Origin of the sequence: Ilumatobacter sp., from assembly GCF_046290335.1 — a bacterium.
Taxonomy (GTDB): Bacteria; Actinomycetota; Acidimicrobiia; order Acidimicrobiales; family Ilumatobacteraceae; genus Ilumatobacter_A.
Map to the genome: position 1 here is coordinate 1,823,720 of NZ_JBKAGH010000001.1, position 17,818 is coordinate 1,841,537.

Annotated in this window: 11 protein-coding genes; 4 read left to right on the forward strand and 7 right to left on the reverse strand. The window is 67.3% G+C overall.

All coding sequences use genetic code 11. The features are described 5' to 3' along the window. The first annotated feature begins 34 nt into the window (after positions 1-34). The 3 genes from ACE37B_RS08200 (at position 35) to ACE37B_RS08210 (ending at position 3,752) form a co-directional block, all read left to right on the forward strand. Entirely contained in the window at positions 35-1,069 is a 1,035-nt protein-coding gene (locus ACE37B_RS08200; RefSeq protein WP_409922788.1) for a nucleoside hydrolase, read from the forward strand. A 72-nt stretch (positions 1,070-1,141) separates the two neighbouring features. Further along, a complete protein-coding gene (locus ACE37B_RS08205) occupies positions 1,142-3,298 on the forward strand; it encodes a prolyl oligopeptidase family serine peptidase (protein WP_409922789.1) in 2,157 nt (718 codons plus the stop codon). A 58-nt stretch (positions 3,299-3,356) separates the two neighbouring features. Beyond that, entirely contained in the window at positions 3,357-3,752 is a 396-nt protein-coding gene (locus tag ACE37B_RS08210; RefSeq protein WP_409922790.1) for a TerB family tellurite resistance protein, read from the forward strand. 211 nt (positions 3,753-3,963) lie between these two features. Here ACE37B_RS08210 and ACE37B_RS08215 read toward each other — a convergent pair whose 3' ends face one another. Beyond that, entirely contained in the window at positions 3,964-9,411 is a 5,448-nt protein-coding gene (locus ACE37B_RS08215; protein ID WP_409922791.1) for a BTAD domain-containing putative transcriptional regulator, read from the reverse strand. Between the two features lie 189 nt (positions 9,412-9,600). Here ACE37B_RS08215 and ACE37B_RS08220 point away from each other — a divergent pair, with 189 nt between their 5' ends. Continuing rightward, a complete protein-coding gene (locus tag ACE37B_RS08220) occupies positions 9,601-9,936 on the forward strand; it encodes a hypothetical protein (RefSeq protein ID WP_409922792.1) in 336 nt (111 codons plus the stop codon). Positions 9,937-10,015: 79 nt separating this feature from the next. Here the strand turns inward: ACE37B_RS08220 and prmC are convergent, their stop codons facing one another. The 6 genes from prmC to rpmE form a co-directional block, all read right to left on the reverse strand. After that, the gene (gene prmC, locus ACE37B_RS08225; RefSeq protein ID WP_409922793.1) at positions 10,016-10,918 is read right to left on the reverse strand and encodes a peptide chain release factor N(5)-glutamine methyltransferase; all 903 of its coding nucleotides are present in this window, start codon (positions 10,916-10,918) and stop codon (positions 10,016-10,018) included. Next, complete coding sequence (prfA, locus tag ACE37B_RS08230; RefSeq protein ID WP_409922794.1) at positions 10,911-11,981, reverse strand: peptide chain release factor 1; 1,071 nt, start codon at positions 11,979-11,981, stop codon at positions 10,911-10,913. The genes prmC and prfA overlap by 8 nt, the downstream gene beginning before the upstream one ends. A 31-nt stretch (positions 11,982-12,012) precedes the next feature. Continuing rightward, positions 12,013-13,095 (reverse strand): hypothetical protein, encoded by a 1,083-nt coding sequence (locus ACE37B_RS08235; RefSeq protein ID WP_409922795.1) that lies wholly within the window; start codon positions 13,093-13,095, stop codon positions 12,013-12,015. Between the two features lie 65 nt (positions 13,096-13,160). Next, positions 13,161-15,632 carry a DUF1501 domain-containing protein gene (locus tag ACE37B_RS08240; protein ID WP_409922796.1) on the reverse strand — a complete coding sequence of 824 codons (2,472 nt, stop codon included), beginning with the start codon at positions 15,630-15,632 and terminating at the stop codon, positions 13,161-13,163. A gap of 8 nt (positions 15,633-15,640) precedes the next feature. Continuing rightward, positions 15,641-17,194 (reverse strand): DUF1800 family protein, encoded by a 1,554-nt coding sequence (locus tag ACE37B_RS08245; protein WP_409922797.1) that lies wholly within the window; start codon positions 17,192-17,194, stop codon positions 15,641-15,643. 263 nt (positions 17,195-17,457) lie between these two features. Beyond that, on the reverse strand, positions 17,458-17,688 hold the full coding sequence (gene rpmE, locus ACE37B_RS08250; RefSeq protein WP_409922798.1) for a 50S ribosomal protein L31: 231 nt from the start codon (positions 17,686-17,688) through the stop codon (positions 17,458-17,460). Between the last annotated feature and the right edge of the window lie 130 nt (positions 17,689-17,818).

A 17,818-nucleotide genomic window follows, 5' to 3' on the forward strand; every position in this document is an offset into this window, starting at 1 on the left:
ACAGTGTGCCCTCCGACCTGCCATGCTCGGCGTCATGTCGAGCGTCGACCCGAACGAAGCATCCGCAACGCCTACTGCGCCAGCCGTATCCGGTGGCGGCGAGGCACCAGCTCCGAAGATCCCGATGATCATCGACTGCGATCCCGGCCACGACGATGCCGTTGCCATCGTGACCGCCGCCCACGTCGCCGACGTCCGCGGGATCGTGACCGTTGCCGGCAACGCGCCGCTCGACCGGACCACCCACAACGCGCTCGTGATGCGCGACCTGCTCCAACTGGACACGCCGGTCCACTCGGGAATCGCTCGACCGCTGGTCGCCGAGCCGTTCCACGCCGCCTACGTCCACGGCGAGTCCGGCCTCGACGGTGCCGAGCTCCCCGAACCGACGACGCCGCTCGACGGCACCGACGGCGTCGAGTTCATCATCGAGACCTGCCGGGCCGAGGAAGGCATCTGGCTGGTGCCGATCGGCCCGCTCACCAACATCGCGGCCGCGTTCCGGCTCGCGCCCGACCTCCCGCATCGGATCGCTGGCCTGTCGCTGATGGGCGGCGGCACCTACGGCAACAGCACCGCCGCCGCAGAGTTCAACCTGTGGTGCGATCCGCATGCGGCCGCGATCGTGTTCGATGCGTTCGACCCGGCGGGTGCCGGCGCCGGAACGGGCCCGCTGATCATGGCCGGCCTGGATGTCACCCATCGGTTCCAGGTGACGCCGGAGCGGATCGAGCAGACCCGAGCGCTTCCCGGCCGAGTGGCCGGACTGCTCGCCGACCTGTTCGTCTTCTTCTCCGACGCGTACCTCTCCTGGCACGACGTGGGCACGATGACCGGAGCCGCCCTCCACGACCCGCTCGCCGTGTTGGCGATCACGCACCCGGAATTGTTCGCCCGCGAGCATCGCCACGTCACGGTCGAGACGCAAGGGGTGCACACCGCCGGGATGACGGTGATCGACAAGCGCACGCTGTCGAGTCGCAAGGAGCCGAACTGCGACGTGCTCGTCGACGTCGACCACGAAGCAGCGTTCGCCGTCGTGCTCGAGGCGATCGCCGCGTGCCCCTGATCACGACCAGCGGCGGGCCGAGCGAGCGACGAAGTGAGACCCGCCCACCCGATCGCTTCTAAGGTGCACGTCGTGAGCGATTCGTTCCCACGCCAACACGCCCGAACACAACGCTTCACGCTCGGCGAGCCGCGCAACGTGACGGTCTCGCCCGACGGATCGCGCGTCGTGTTCCTCCGCTCGTCAGCCGGCGACGACTCGGTCAATGCGCTGTGGGTGCTCGACCTGACCTCCGGTGAAGAACGCCTCGTCGCCGATCCGCGCAGCCTGCTCGGCCTCGACGACACCGACGCTGCGACCGATCATGAACTCACCGACGAGGAGCGGGCCCGTCGCGAGCGCACCCGTGACGGGGCGAGCGGCATCACGTCGTACGCAACCGACGCGGCGTGCAAGGTCGTCGCCTTCGCGCTCGACGGCCAACTGTTCGCCGCCGGCCTGCTCAGCGGTCAGGCGAGGCGAATCGCCGTGGCCGGACCCGTCTTCGACCCTCGCCCCGATCCGACCGCTGCCCGGCTCGCCTACGTCAGCGGACGCCAACTCCGCATCGCGGAGCTCGACGGCTCCTCACGGGTGCTCGCCGGCGACGATCCCAAGGAAGCCGATACCGTGTCGTGGGGCAGCGCCGACTTCATCGCCGCTGAGGAGATGCACCGCTTCCGGGGCTTCTGGTGGAGTCCCGACGGGCAGACGATCGCGGCATGTCGCGTCGACGAGTCACCGGTCGCCGAGTGGACGATCGCCGACCCCGGCAATCCATCAGCCCCCGCACGCACGGTTCGATACCCGGCGGCTGGCACCGACAACGCGATCGTCACACTCCACCTGCTCGGCCTCGACGGCTCGCGTCTCGACGTCGATTGGGACCGAGAGTTCTTTCCCTACATCTCGTACGTCGAGTGGACCGAGCAGGGCTTGATCTTCTCGGCGCAGTCGCGGGATCAGCGCGGCTCGATGGTCGTACGGGTCGACACGATGACCGGCGAGGGGCTCGTGATCGCGAGCGACTACGACGACGCGTGGATCGAGAACGTCCCGGGAGTTCCGGCGTTGCTCCCCGGGGGACAGTTGCTCACCGCGTCCGACATCGACGGCGTCCGACGGCTCTACATCGACGACGATGCGGTGACGCCCAGCGACCTCCAGGTTCGATCCGTGGTGCATGTCGGTCAGACCGACGGCGAACCGACCGTCGTGTTCCTCGCCAACGATCCCGCCGAGCCGACCGAACTCCACGTCTGGTGCACGACACCGGCGGCCGAGTGTGGTCGTCTCACCGAAGCCCATGGCGTCCACGGGGCCGTCGTCGGTGGCGACACGGTCGTCGTGCGTTCGTCGTCGCTCGACCGAGCCGGAGCGACGCACACCGTCGTCATCGACGGGCTCTTCGACGGACCAGTCATCGCTTCGCACGCGGAGACCCCGTCGATCGTTCCGAACGTGACACTGCTTCGAGCGGGCGAACGCGATCTGGCGACAGCGCTCCTGCTGCCGACCGGGTACGACCCCGATCGCGACGGCAAGCTCCCCGTCCTGCTCGATCCGTACGGCGGGCCGCATGCGCAACGCGTCACGGCGTCGTTCAACGCGTTCTTGACCTCGCAGTGGTTCGCCGACCAGGGACTCGCGGTCGTCGTCGCCGACGGACGTGGTACGCCGGGCCGCGGTGCGGCGTGGGAGCGAGCGGTTCGCCACGACCTGGCGATGGTGCCGCTGCAAGATCAGATCGACGCTTTGCACGGTGTCGCCGAGGAACACGATGCCCTCGATCTCGACCGCGTCGCGATCCGCGGCTGGAGCTTCGGCGGCTACCTCGCAGCACTGGCCGTGTTGGAACGGCCCGACGTGTTCCACGCGGCGATCGCGGGTGCCCCCGTGACCGAGTGGCGGCTCTACGACACCCACTACACCGAGCGGTACCTGGGCGACCCGAACGTCGAGGGTCCCGACGAGGGCTCGGTCGTCTACGACGCCAACTCCCTGCTCCCCCGCGCAGCCAGCCTGACCCGGCCGCTGTTGTTCGTCCACGGCCTCGCCGACGACAACGTCGTCGCCGCACACACGTTGCAGATGTCGTCGGCGCTGCTCGCTGCCGGGCGACCTCACGAGGTGCTGCCGCTGGTCGGCGTCACCCACATGACCCCACAGGAAGTGGTCGCGGAGAACCTGCTACTCCACCAACTCGACTTCCTGTCACGCGCGCTCGCCGTCGATCTGAGATCATCGTGAACCCCAGCGAGCGCCCCCGATCAGATCACCATTTCGCCGCCATACCGACAGGACCCACATGAACGACCAACTCGCTGCCCTCTACCGGGGTGTCGCCGTGCACGCGACCGCCAACGCCGAACACCTCGCTGCGCTGCAGCTGCTGACACTGGTGATGCTGGCCGACCACGAGATCAACGACACCGAGGTCGACGCGGTGCGCGAGATCAGCGAAGAGTGGCGCGGTGACGACTTCCCGTTCGAGGAATACCTGCGCCCCGCCATCGAAGCAGCGCGGCGCGCGATCGACAGCGATCGAGTCGTCGAGTTCCTGGACGACATCGACGCAACGATCAGCAGCCGCGTGCTGCGCTCGGCGCTGTTCTCCGCTGCCCGCGAGGTCGCGGGCGCCGACGACGAAGTCAGCCCCGCCGAAGGCACCATCCTCGCCGAAGTCGCCGTCCGTTTCGGTTAGTGCCCGGCGAGCAACGTTCGGGACATCCCGGAGGCCGGCGGTTCGTGCCGGATCCGCTGTGCAGCCCGGGGCGGTCTGGCGAGAATCCCCTCGACGGACCACCCCGGGACAGCGGCTTCCCTTCCGGGAAATCTGCGGCTCCGATCTCATCCAACGCCTGATCGAGGACGGCGACGTGCAGTTCGCATGTCCGCAGTGTCGGTCGGAATCATCAGCTGCATGGTCGGGAGAGATAGTCGGCGCACTCCTCGTCGGTGAGCGAGCGCAACGCGGTGCTTCTCGCGTACTCGACGAACGCAGCCTGGTCCGTCGGAATTGCTGCCACGCCGAACCGGCCGTTGCCGATGCCGACCGGGATCGGGTTGTCGGTTCCGAACCAGACGAACCCGTCACGCACGCGCACCCGGCCGGCCGCTGTCCCGGCATCGATCGACCAGATCTCGTCGAGCGTGTCGGTCGCAAAGGCCCGAACGGCGCCCGATTCCGAACCCGTGTAGAGCGTCGATCCGTCGTCGGAAAAAGCCAGTCCCGTGAAGAGGTCCCGTGTCGGAATGCTGGTCGACGCCATGACGGCGGCGGAGCCGCCATCCGCAAGCAAGGCCTCGAGGTCGAAGAGCGTGATGGCCCCCGTGTCACCGCCGACCGCAATGGCGCCTCCGTCGCTGGAGACTGCAAGCTCGCGGTACCTGACGAGCTCGGGGGCTTCGAGAGTGACCGTGCTCGCCTGCCCGAGCGGCTCGGCCATCAGCGTGTCACCCGACTCGGGGTCGAGCAACCGCAGCACGCTGTCGCCGCCGAGCTGACCGAGGACCGCGACCACTGCGCCGTCGAGCACGAACGATGCATCGAACGCAGTGAACCCGTTCTCGCGCCAGATGACCTCGCCGCTCGACCTCTCGATGATCGCAATACTCGACCGTCCTGCGCGGCCTTCGCGTGTGGCGCCCTCCGAGGTCGATGCGACGAGCAGTCGGCCATCGGGGGAGACGGCAAGCGGGTTCGCAATGTCGGCGACCGCGATGTCGTCGAGCCAGCGCCGATCGCCGACGTCGTACGTCCGGATCGCGTCGACGCTGCCGGTCACGATGAGACCCAACTCGGTGTCGGTGATCGTCCGGGTGTTCCGATTTTCGCGACCCGCCTCGAACTCGGCGATCAGTCCGCCACTCGACGTGTCCCAGATGCGACCCGTCCCCTGGCCGTCGGCGAGCAACGTGAGATCTGCACCGAACTGTTCGTGGAATCGAACGGGTCGGTCGGATCCGACGAAGGGCTGTGGTGACGGCGTGGGCGGGGTGAGGCTCCACACCCGCGCGTTGCGCTCCGAGCCATCGAGCGTCACGAGGTGGCGACCATCGGGCGTCCAGTGCACGGCGAACTGCAAGTCCCCACTGAGCCGGTACAGCAGGTCGAGCGTCACCCCGTCGTAGACGTCCACGGCACCCCCACTGCTCACCACGAACAACCGACCATCGGCGCTCGACGCTAGGTGCGCCTCCGCTCCCGGTTTGCTGATCGTGGGGACGCTGCCATCACTGCTGGTTCTGCCATCGACACTGGTCGAAACAGCGACGACGGTTCGGGTATCGATGTCGATCCGCTGCAGCCGCTGGTCTTCGCTGATCCACCACATGGCGTTCTCCTCGCCGATCCAATCCGACGAGCGGAAGGCCTGGTATGTGCTAACGGTCTGCACGCTCATCAGTTCCTCGCCGCTCACGACATCGAAGAACCTGATCGACGGATTCTCGACGGCGAAATCCTCGTACAGAGCGAGCGTTCGACCGTTCGGTGACAGCTTCACCTGGTCAGCCAAGGGCACCTCGATGGTTCGTTCGCCGGTTGCCCGGTCGACGACGACGGCGACACTCGCACCGGGCGCACCGGGGGCCCGGTCGCCGGTGTACCAGACATACGCGATGTGGGTGGCAGTGGTCTCGATCTGGATGACCCATTTCTCCGGCTGGTACATGTCGCGCCGCAACAGGTCCCCGGTGTCGGGATCCCACCACGAGATCTCACCGGCACCGTTTCCGATGGCGATCTGATCGGTCGTGGCATCCCACTCGGCCCAGATCGCTTCGTTCTCGTCGACGATCTGCATGACGATCTGGCCGGTCGAGATGTCGTAGATGTTGGCCGGACCCGGTTCCCCCACCTCGCCGCGTGTTCGGACCGTCAGTTCGTTGTCGGTCGTGACGGCGTGGGTGCCATCGGGTGACATCGAGAAGGCATGAGCGAGAAAGATCCACGGGGTCGGTGCCTCGAAGCGTCGCTCGATGCGCTGATTGCGCGTCGACTCCCACAACCCCGTCGTGACCTCGGCCACGGTGACGCCGACGCCGTCGGCGATGTCGGCCGCCTCGATGGCGAGCAAGGTCGCCAGTTCAGGATCGACGGCGGCCAGGTTCGCCGCCGCCAACCCGCCGAATCGTGCGCTCTCGATCGCAGCGTTGCGCTCGGCGCCGATGCGCAGCGTCTCGGCCTCGGCCGCCGCCTGCTCGGCCAGCGCCTGCTGTTCCGTGGCGTTTGCCGTCTCGGCGTCGGCGACCACACGCAACTGATCGGCTTCGACCGCTGCCGCTCGGGCATCGCTGGCGGCGTTCTCGGCGCGTCCGCGCTGGACGACGGCGATCGCCGCCACACCCACGGCGAGCACAGCGAGGCAGGCCACGACCGCGAGGACCCGCCGACGTCGCGTGATCGCCGATCGCTCACCCGCGGTAACGGCACGTCGACTGGCGTCGAGGAACTCTCGATCGCTGTCACTCAGCCGAGCGTTGCCCGTCTCGACCCACCGTTCGTACTGTTCGAGGCGACCGCCAGCGAGCAGGAAGCTCGCATCGCGGCTATTCGCCACCCACTCCCCGGTCGACCAGTGGAGCCGCCGTTCGAGGAGCAGGCTCTCGCGTCGTTCGTCGATCCACGTCCGCAGGCGCGGCCACTCCCGGATGAGCGCTTCATGAGCGACCTCGATCGTCTGACCTCGAGTGACGGGGTCGTGGTCGAACGACAGCAGCCGGAACGAGCCGTAGTCGGCGATCACCGTCGCGAGGGCCGCACTGTTCAGCCCGAGCGAATCGAGTTCGGTGCGTCGGACCCGTCGCCGTGTGTCGTCGTTTTCCTCGTCGACGGTGACCAGTTGGACGAACAGCTCCTGAGCGGCGGTCCGCGCCGCCGCCGGCAGTCCGAGGTAGATCTCCTCGGCCCGACGCGCCAGCGCTCCGATCACGCCGCCCGTGCGCTCGTACGCGTCGATCGTGAGTCGCCGTCCGTCTCGGGCCTCCACCAGTTCGGTGAGGGCGTACTGCATCAACGGGAGGGCCCCCGGTTCGTCGGCGACGTCACGCGTGATCAACGGGATCAAGCCGCTCTCGACGACGAGATCGACACTGCGGGCGGGTTCGACGATCGCCTGGGCCAGCTCGGACGCATCAGGCATCGCCACCGTGACGAGACCCCTCGACATCAGCTCGGCGAAGGCGGGGTACTCGAGGGGCCGATCGAAGAAGTCGGCGCGCATCGTCAACACGAGGCGGACACGTGAGCGTTCGTCGTTGCCGATCGTGACGAGGTTGTCGAGGAAGTCGCGTCGCACCTGCGGGTCGTGAGTCAGCGAGAAGAGTTCCTCGAACTGATCGATCACCAACAGCAGGTCGGTGTCATCACCGGCCAGGATCTGCTTCGACACGCGCAGCAGGCCCCTGTCGTCGGCCATCAGGTCATCGAGCAGACCATCGGGTCGGGTGACCGCAACCCGTAGCAACGCCGCCTCGAGTTCCTCGAACGGATAGCTGCCCGGGAACATCTCGGCGACGACGATGTCGCGGTCGGGGCTGAGGTCGCCTCGACGGGCGCGAGGAACGAGGCCGGCTCGTACGAGGCTGGACTTACCGGAACCCGACGGTCCGACCACGCACGTGAGCGGCGACCTCGCGACCTGAGCGACCAGCTGGTCGGTCAACTCCGAGCGTCCGAAGAAGTCGGCGGCATCGGTTTCGGTGAACGCGCGGAGGCCCTTGTACGGGTTGCGGAACTCCGACAGCGGAGCGTCGTCGATCGTCGTCACATCGACGCCGAAGACCTGTCGAACCGCGCGGGTGAACTCCTCGATGCGGGCAAGGCGTTGCGCCGGGTCGCGGTGGGTCGCTCGGGCGAACACGGCGTCCAGAGCGGACGGGATGCTCGCCGAGGTTGCCTCGACGGGCTCGGGCGACATGCCGAGATCCGGCCGCTGACCGGTGAGCAACTCGAAAGCGAGACAGGCGAACGCGTAGACGTCTGTCGGAGGACCAGCCGGCTCGCCGGCGAGCTGCTCCGGCGCGGCGTAGACCAGCGTCCCATCCCACGCAGCGTCGGCCCCGACTGCTCGGGCGACGAGGGTGGACACGGCGAAATCGGTGAGGTACGCGTTGCCGTCGCCATCGAGCACGACATTCGACGGCTTGATCCCGCCGTGGGCCACACCGTGTCGATGTGCATACGACAGCGCCGCACCGACCTGATCGAGCAAACGAAGCGCGGCCGGCGGCGCCCATGCCGTCGTGATCGACGGGCCCAACGAGCGGTCGTCGACGAGTTGCTGCACCACGTAGGCGCCATCGGGGTCGCGCCAGGAATCGAACAGCGTCGCGATGTGCGGATGGTCGAGTTGCATGACGATCCGCAGCTCGGCCTCGAAGTCGCGGACGAACTCGGACCGGTTGGCCACGTCGTACGCGATGACCTTGACAGCCACCTCGCGTCCGATCGTTGGGTGGTAGGCGACGAAGACCTCCGAATGAGGACCCGCTCCGAGTGACTCGCGGAACTCGTAGCTGCGAACTCGCTGGGCGAACCCGTCGCGGCCGTCGGACGAGTCGTCGACGCGAACCGCTCTCGACCTCGATGGGAGATCGAGGTCGGGCGACTGCTCCAGGATCTGCTGATGGAGGGACCGCAGATCATTGGACGGTTCGAGACCGAGTTCGTCGACCAGCGTCGTACGCGTGCGCTGGTACGCGCGCAGCGCTTCGGCCTGGCGACCCGACCGATAGAGAGCGATCATGTGCAGACGACGGAAGTCCTCGCGGAACGGATGATCGGATGCCAGTGCATCGAGTTGACCAACCACGTCGACGTGATCGCCGAGCCTCAGACGGGCGCCGAACAACAGACCCTGCGCCTGGAGGCGCAACTCGTCGAGTTGGACCACCGTCGAACGCAGCGCATCGCAGTCCGCGAACTCCGCGTACGCAGCGCCGTTCCAGAGTCCCAGCGCCGCCTCCACCGTGTGACACGTCGCGGCCGGGTCGGCGTCGAGAGCCGAATGCGCAGTTGCGACGGCACGTTCGAACTCCACGGCGTCGACCGTCAGGCTCGTTGCATCGATCCGGTAGCCGGTGCCGACGGTGTCGATCTCCACGTCGGCTCCGAGGGCGCGGCGGACGTTCGACACGTTGACCTGCACGGCCTTGCGGGCGGTTGCGGGCGGGTCGTCACCCCACAACCCGTCGATCAGCGCTTCCATCGACACGACATCGCCGAGGTTCGCCACGAGCAGGGCGAGGAGGAGACTCGGCTTCGGACCGCCGACGTCGACCACGCGTCCGGCTCGACGCACGACCAACGGGCCGAGCACCTGCACCTCGTACGTGTCGTTTCGTTGCTCGCTCTCCACTCCCCGTCCTCCGTGTTCCGGTATCCCGACCGCTCGTCCATCCGCCGTCACCTCGGAGGCTTCACCGGTGCGGTTATAGCTGGGCTACAAACCCTCTGTTGCCGGCCGCGAACCGAGTTGGAACCAGCCGTCGTCAGCGTGATTCCCGACGAGTTCGTCATCCCGACGAGCCGAACGAAAGGAACCACCATGAACACGACCACCGACACCAACACCATCCCCGGTTTCGCGACGACCTTGCCAACATCCTCGCACTCTCGGAACCTGCGCCCGGGAGTCAAGCGACTGGTCACGGCGCTCGCCGGTGCCAGCTTGATCATCGGAGCCGGCGCGATCTCGGCCAACGCTCTGGCCGACGACGGACCCGTTCGCTGTGAGGCATCGGGGCCCGGCACGGCCGACTCCCTCGTTCGGGCGGCTGACACCTGCGAGCAGCGCTACACCGATTGCATGGGCAACGCGCCCGGCACCCCCGATTCGCTCGAGCGGTGGGTCGACCACTGCTACGCAAAGGCCTCAGCCTGAACTGCGAACGACCCAAGCCGAATGTGTGAGTTGAGCCGCGCGAAATCGGCGCGGACAGCTCACACTTCGTCGGTGCAGGTCAGCGGGGGCGGCGACCGAGGGTGACGCGTTCGTGGCCAGCGAGGTCGCGGTGGGTGGCGACGTCGCTGAGGTTCGCATCACCGAACAACGCCCGCACGGCGTCGCCCTGATCGTGGCCGTGTTCGACGAGGAGCCATCCACTGGCGACGAGATGGTGCGGTGCGCCGGTGACGATGGTGCGGATCTCGTCGAGACCGTCGGTACCGGCCAGCAGCGCAGATGTCGGCTCCCAGTCGGCAACCGACGGGTCGAGCTCCGGGGTGCCGACGGCGACGTAGGGCGGGTTCGACACGATCACGTCGGCGAGCAGATCGGCCGGGAGCGCGTCGAACCACGAGCCGTGAGCGACGCGAACGTTGGTCGCCGACCGTCCGATGCCGGCGAGGTTGGCGCGAGCGACGTCGAGCGCGTCGAGGCTTGCGTCGGTGATCCACACCGTCGTTCCGTCGAGCGGGAGTTCGTCGGCGAGCGCAAGCCCGATCGCGCCCGATCCGGTGCCGAGGTCGACGAGCGTTCGAGTCGGCTCGACGCGGCGCGCACGCGTCAACGCCAATTCGACGAGGAGCTCGGTCTCCGGTCGCGGGATCAGCACCCGCTGGTCGACGACGAGATCAAGGCGACGGAACCCCCACGAGCCGAGCACGTATTGGACCGGCTCGCCCTGTCGGGCACGTGTGACCATGGCGTCGAGGTGTGCAACGGCGCGCTCGGTGGCTGGCGACTCGAGCATCGACAGAAACTCGGTCGGCGTCGACGAGGTCGCCGTCTCACAGATCCACCGAGCGTGCCGCGGCTCGCCGACGAGCGCCTCGGTTTCGCGGAGCAGTTCGCGCCACGAGATCGTCGAGCCACCGTCATCCGAGATCTCATCCGGGATCTCATCCGGTGTCTCGTCAGTCATCGCCACCCTCGACGAGCAGCCTCGACCGCTCATCGGCGGCGAGCGGGTCGATCACCATCTGCAGGTCACCGGCGAGGATGTCGGACAATCGATAGACCGTGAAACCGATGCGGTGATCGGTGACACGGTTCTCCTTGTAGTTGTACGTGCGGATCTTCTCGCTGCGGCCACCGCCGCCGACTTGCGAGCGACGCTCCGCGGAGAGTTCGGCGTTGCGTTCTGCCTCGGCGAGATCGAACAGGCGGGCGCGCAACACCTGCATCGCCCGAGCCTTGTTCTGCAGTTGCGAGCGCTCGTCCTGCATCGTCACGACCACGCCGGTCGGCAGGTGGGTGATCCGCACCGCCGAATCCGTCGTGTTGACGTGCTGGCCACCGGCACCGCTCGATCGGTAGACGTCGATCGTGAGGTCGCGTTCGTCGAGGTCGACGTCGACCTCGTCGACCTCGGCGAGGACGGTGACCGTCGCCGACGACGTGTGGATGCGCCCCTGGCTTTCCGTCACCGGCACCCGCTGCACCCGATGTGGGCCGCCTTCGAACTTGAGGTTGCGCCACGCGGTGTCGCCGCGCACTTCGAACGTGATGTCGTTGTAGCCGCCCATGTCGCTGGGCGACGCAGACAAGATCTCGACCTGCCATCGCTGCGACGCCGCGTACGCGGCGTACATCTCGTACAGATCGCGTGCGAACAGGTTGGCTTCCTCGCCACCCTCGGCGCCGCGGATCTCCATGATGACGTTGCGGCCGTCGCGAGGGTCCTTGGGCAGCATCAACTCTCGCAGTGCCGCCTCCATCGCAGGAAGTTCTTCGGCGACGTCGTCGAGTTCGGCCTGGAGCAGATCCCGTTCCGCGCCGGTGGCACCGTCGAGCATCTCACGCGCTGCTTCGGCGTCACCGCGGCGATCGACGTAACGTCGAAACAACTCGACCACGGATCCGAGGTCGTTGTAGCGCTTCGACACCGTCCGGAGCTGCGACGAGTCGGCGAGCACGTCGGGATCGGACAGCTGCTGTTCGAGGTTGAGGTACTCCTCGACGATGCGCTCGAGCCGTTCGATCATGGACTCGGGAGGCTAACGCCGGGGCCGACGCTCAGATCGTGACGATGTCGAGTGGACCTCGAAAGAGCGCGGCGAGGTCGTGCAGGATCGGCACGGCGTCCGCCGAGCGAAGCACGACCCGTGTCGAGACGACGCCGTCGGCATCACCGAGGGAGCGATGGACGAGCGCGGCGGCGTCGACGGCGAACGCCAACAGGTCGAGATCGACGCCCGCCCCGAACACGAGCACGTGCCGACCGCCGTCGGCGTCGCGACCGATCGCGACGCACGGCGCCGATTCCTTCATGCTCGGGCGAGGTGTCGGAGGCTCGGTCGCCTCGACCTGGACCATCCCGACGAGCGCCGGATCCTCGATCGCCTGCCAACGCAGAAAGCGCTCGATCGCCATCCGATTGAGCGGGTGCTGCGGCGCTGCGAGATCTCGATGCGCACGAACCGCGTCGACGACCCGAGACAACGCGTCCACCTTCGGAACATCCCCGTGCAACAGTTGAAACGCCTCCCGGTCGTTCGCACCGACACCCACCTCCAGGATCACCCCCTGGTTGGCGAGTTCCGACAGCCGCTGGTCGATGAGCGCTGCGAGGTCGGCGTCGCCGGGTTCGGTGAGTCGCCCGATCGTCGGCTGAGCGACGACACGGCACACTTCGAGCCCGCGAACCTCGCCAGCCACCACGCCGTGCTCGACGACCGGATCGGCGCCGCCCGCTTCGATCATCGGGATCATGTCGAGATGCTCGGCGGACGCTCCCGGCGGATCGGCGAGGTCGGTCGGCCCGACCGGCAGCAACGTTCGCTCCTCGGGGAACCACACCTCGATCGGCAGGTCGAAACCCGCCGCTCGACGAGCGAGGGTGCCGCCGTCGTGGTCGGCGATCAGTCCGAGACTCGTCGCCCCCTGACGAAGCGCCCAAGCAAGCGCCGGGCCGAGCGCGCGCTCCCCCACGCCGTCGACGAGGACCCACGCCTGACCGTCGACGACGATGCCGGCCCCGGAGGGGAAGCCCTTCGGCTCGCCCTCGACCGGTCTGCCGAGGTGCTCGGCGACGAGCGCCCGCAGCTTGATCCCCAGCAGCCGTCCACGCAGTTCGGAGTTCGGAGCAGGCGAGGTCATCTCGACGACGCTACCGAGCCGCGTCGGCACCGTTCCGTACGGGCCGCTCCGACCACCAGCGTGACTCAGATGAAGTAGGCGGTGATGTCGGCGGTGAGGTGGAGCGAGCCGGCGTCGTTGTAGATCGTGACCTTGCCACCGGAGCCGATCTTCGCGACGACGAGGTTGCCGGCGATCTTGCCGGTGTCGGGGTTGAGGCTCGCCGCCGTCGGGCGCGTCTCCCCCGTCGGATAGATCGTCAAGAACGTTCGCTGATCCGGACGGATGCCGGTGACGTTGAGCACAGCTGCCTTCGCTCCTGACGGCACGCCGGCGCGACCGGTGACCTGCAACTGCAGTTCCTTGCCCGAGCCGAGCTTCGCCTCCGCGGCACCGGTGCCGTCGCGGGTGTCGAGCAAGCGGGCGGGCGAGAGCGGCGAGAGCATCGCGCCATCGGCGGTGAAGCAACCGACGACGTCGGCGACGAGGTCGAGATCACCGGCGCTCGGTTCGAGATTGATCTTGCCGTCGGCGCCGACCTTGCACATCACCATGTTCGGGACGACATCGCCGGTCAGATACGACAGATTCGCCACCACCGGCTTCGTCTCGCCGGTCGGCCAGGCCGTGATCCAGCCGTTGGTCGACGGTCGAATCGACGTGAGGTTGAGCACCACCGCGTCGACGCCACTCGTCGGGACCCCACCCTGACCGGCGACCTGCAACACGAGCGGCCCACCCGCCCGAACGCGACGCTTCCGTGCGCCGATCCCCTCACGGCTGTCGAGTATGCGGGCCGGGGTGAGCGGCGTGATGCGGGCCGCCACGTCACGACGGAAGTACCCCATCAGGTCGATCGTGACGTCGACGGTGCCCGCGTTGTTGAACAGGCTGATCGTGCCATCGGAGCCGACACCGACCACCGACATGTTCGGCACGACCGCGCCGGCCCGTGGATTGAGCGTTGCCGTGAGCGGCTTGGCATACCCGGTCGGGAAGGCGGTGAGGTAGGTGGTTTCGGTCGGGCGGATCGAGCTGATGTTGACCGCTACCGCCCGCACGTCGTTCGCCGGCACGCCGTTCACCCCGGCGATCTTGACCTTGATCGTCTGGCCAGGTCCGAGGCGCGCCGCGGCGCCTCCCGTCGAGTCACGCGAGTCGAAGATCCTCGTCGGATTGAGCGCCACGAACTGTCCGAGCACCGTGCCGGGGAAGGCTGGCGCGTCGTTCGGCCCGGTCGTGAACAACCCGAGATTCTCGCTGTAGCCGGGCACGATCGACGCGGCGTCGCCGCCGAGCCAGCCGTCGATCAACGAGCCGTAGTAGTCCTGGGTCAGGACGTGGGTGTCCATGCGATCCCACTCGCCGAGCCCGGCGAGGCGGGGACGCTGTCCGTAGAATCCACCCTTGACGTTCGCGCCGAGCACAAACTGCGGTGCCGACGATCCGTGGTCGGTGCCTTCCCCGTCGTTGGCGTGTGCGGTGCGCCCGAACTCCGAGTAGGTCATCACCGTGACGCGCCCGGCCCACGCCGGGTGCAGCCGCGAGAAGAACTGGGTGAGCGCAGCGTTGAGCTCGACCATCCGAGCCCCGTGCATCTGCGGCTGGCCCGCGTGACTGTCGAAGTCGCCCCAGTGCGCGGTCAGGACGCGAAAGCCGAGGTTGGCGTTGATGAGACGGGCGGCGATGTCGAGCTTCGCGACGATGTCGACACCGGGCAGGTTCTCCTCGGTCGGGATGATCGGGGCCAGGCGTGCGGCGATGTCGAGTTGGTCGCGCTGGGCTTGGCCCACGCGGCTGCGCCAGTTCGGGTTGGTCGGCGGCCCGGGATCACCGGCACCGAGCGCCCGGATCGCATCGAGCAACTTGCGGTCGTTCGCGTTCTCGGCGAGCCCGAACGACGGCTTGCCGACCGGCACCGTCGTCGACACCGACTGCTGTCCGATCATGTGCAGCGGCAGCGCGCTCCCGATCTCGGCGGCGGCATAGAGATCGCGGCTCCCCGAGAGGTACTGGTCGAGCCAGCGTCCGACCCATCCCGAGTCGGGCACGCCGCTGGTTCGGCCCGACATCCACCACGCCATCGAACTGAAGTGGCTGAACTCGTCGATCGCGTGGCCCACGCCTTCGACGATGGCCAACTGGTCGGCGTCCCAGAACCGCTTGAGCTCGGCGAGGTGCGGGTTGAGGCCGGTGTTCGCGTCGAGCGGGAGGGTGTCGGCGGCGGGAATCGCGACCGGTGCGTGGAAGTCGTAGTAGTGGCCGTCGGTGATCGGCACGACGGTGTTGAGCCCGTCGTTGCCTCCGTGCATACCGAGCACGAGCAAGATGCCGTCGGTCGGGCCGATCGGGCCGAGCGCCCACGCGGACGGATCGAATCCGGGAAGATTCAGATCGAGCAGCGACGTGCCGGGGCCGGCGACGAGACCGGCCCCCATGCCCATGCCGACGAGCTGGAGGAAGCGTCGCCGGTCGAGGCCGAAGCGATCTTCGGGCTCGGTGTCGGGGCGCAGCAGGTGACGTTCGGCGCCGGCGGTGGAGATGTCGGGATCGAGCATGGCGAACCTCAGGCGGTGGGCGTCACGGCGGTGGACACGTGCAGGTCGGGAGCGAGCATGATCAGCAGCGGGAGCTGGCGTCGCTCGTAATAGTTGGGGTCACTGCCACTCGTGTGCGACTCACAGAAGTCGATGAGCGCAGCGCGGGTTTCGGGTCGCACGGTCAGCCCCATGAAGTCGAGGATCCGATCGACGAGCACGTCGTTGGGAAGCGGCGCGATGTCGTGCGGCGCAGGGAGTCCAGCGCCGCCGACGACCTCGTGTTGGTGGATCCTCTGGCCGTTCTGGAGTTCGAAGTAGTTCCGGTGTCGCTCCTGCCACGGGTGTGCCCAGTAGGTCTCGAACAACGGCCAGGTGCAGGCTTGGGCGAGTCGGTTGCGGCCTTCGAACGCGCTGGCGTTGATCCAGAACCCGTTCGGCTTCCAACCACTCACGTTGGGTGGATACAGCAGCTCCTGGCCCGCCTGGCCCATCAGCCACAGCGCCGCGACCTGCTCGGCGGAACGACCGAGCGCGACCATCAGCGCCACCATGTACTCGACCGGCTGACGCACGAGGCCGTTCTTGGTGGACTCGGCGTAGAAGTCGTCGTGCATGAGCATCGCGCGCACCCACGGCCGGATCTGGAAGTTGTTGTCCAGGAGCGCCGTCGTCATCGCGCCCAGCACACCGGGCGGGACGGTGCCCGAATTGGCTTCGCCGAACTCCTGCCAGAGCTTCTTCGACAAGAACTCGGCGGCGACCTCCTTGGTCGGCCGCCCGCGGTTGGCGACGTTGTCGGCACCGTTCGGCACGATTCCGCCCTGGCTCGCGTAGCTGGTCGAGCCGCCCGTTCCGCTGGCGTAGGTCGCGTTCAACCACAGCATGACGTCGATGGTCTCGAAGCCGGCGTAGCGAAACTGGATCTGGTTGATCGTCCGCCCGAAGAACGGGAGTGCGCCGCGGGTGTGCTGTTCCTGGTTGAACGTGCGCACGGCATCGGAATTGCCGCCGGGGGCGTTCCAGACCGCGGTGTGTCCGGTCCAGGCCGAGGTCGCCGATTCGACCTCGGTCTCGGTGTAGTTGCCGACACCGATGACGAACAGTTCCATCATCTCGCGGGCGAAGTTCTGATTCGGCGAGGTGGCCACGTTGCGGTCGTTGTCGAGGTAGCGAAGCATCGCGACCTGCAGCGACATGTCCTTCATCAACTGGCCGATGGTGCCGTTCACGCCGTCCTCGCGGAACAGGTCGATCTGTTCGCGCATGAACGGCGCCGAGTTGACCTTGCCGAGTTCGCTGCAGATGTGACCGTGCCAGAAGAACGCCATGCGCTCGCGGAACGGGCTGCCGCCGCTGCGCCCCGCCATCCGGTTCAACCAGTCGCGGGTGATGTTCTGTCCCTGCTGCCAGTTCTCGCCGGAGCCGAGCGACAGACTCGAGTACCCAGCGGACGCCGTGTTCAAGATGTTGTCGACCGCGGCGTCGACATCCATTGCCTGGAGCGCGGCGACTCGATCCGGCTTGTCGACGAACTCGGTTCGTCGGAGGAGATGTCGAGCGTTGGCTTCACCGAGGGGCACGGCGGGTCTTCTCCTGAAGGCGGAACGTCGAGGGGACGGTCGTGGGTCTGATCATGAACATCGGACCACCACCGAGGGAGGTTGAGTGACTTCCCACCGATGTATCGTAACTGAATTGCAATGTCGTGTCGAGGCACTTCCGCGCCCGTTGCGCACCGTCTCGACAACGACGAACGCCGCCTCCCACAGGAGACGGCGTTCGCATCGTAGATCTGAGGTTCAGTATGCGGTGAGTGTTCGGAGCTCGCGCTGCGAGCGACCGATCACTCCTCCATGTTGGTGGGCTTGCCTTCGCGGCGGCCGTAGCGCTTGTTGAAGCGCTCGACGCGGCCACCCGAGTCGACCAGCTTCTGCTTACCGGTGAAGAACGGATGGCACTCGTTGCAGAGTTCGACGGTGAGGTCGCCATCGACCGTCGACTTGGTGGTGAACGTGTTGCCGCACGAGCACTTGACGGTCGTGTCGGAGTACGCGGGATGGATATCGGTCTTCATGGTTCCTCGTTTCGATCCGGTCGGTGACGGCTGAACTGCAGATCTCGTGCTGGATGCACGAGCCGCGATCGTCGTCGAAGATCAACGCCGTTCAACGCTATCGAAGTCCCCCACCAAAACGACAGAGTGG

Coding starts and splice junctions, on each gene's coding strand:
- ACE37B_RS08200 (WP_409922788.1), top strand. CDS start 35: ATGTCGAGCGTCGACCCGAACGAAGCATCCGCAACGCCTACTGCGCCA.
- ACE37B_RS08210 (WP_409922790.1), top strand. CDS start 3,357: ATGAACGACCAACTCGCTGCCCTCTACCGGGGTGTCGCCGTGCACGCG.
- ACE37B_RS08220 (WP_409922792.1), top strand. CDS start 9,601: ATGAACACGACCACCGACACCAACACCATCCCCGGTTTCGCGACGACC.
- prmC (WP_409922793.1), bottom strand. CDS start 10,918: ATGACTGACGAGACACCGGATGAGATCCCGGATGAGATCTCGGATGAC.
- prfA (WP_409922794.1), bottom strand. CDS start 11,981: ATGATCGAACGGCTCGAGCGCATCGTCGAGGAGTACCTCAACCTCGAA.
- ACE37B_RS08235 (WP_409922795.1), bottom strand. CDS start 13,095: ATGACCTCGCCTGCTCCGAACTCCGAACTGCGTGGACGGCTGCTGGGG.
- ACE37B_RS08240 (WP_409922796.1), bottom strand. CDS start 15,632: ATGCTCGATCCCGACATCTCCACCGCCGGCGCCGAACGTCACCTGCTG.
- rpmE (WP_409922798.1), bottom strand. CDS start 17,688: ATGAAGACCGATATCCATCCCGCGTACTCCGACACGACCGTCAAGTGC.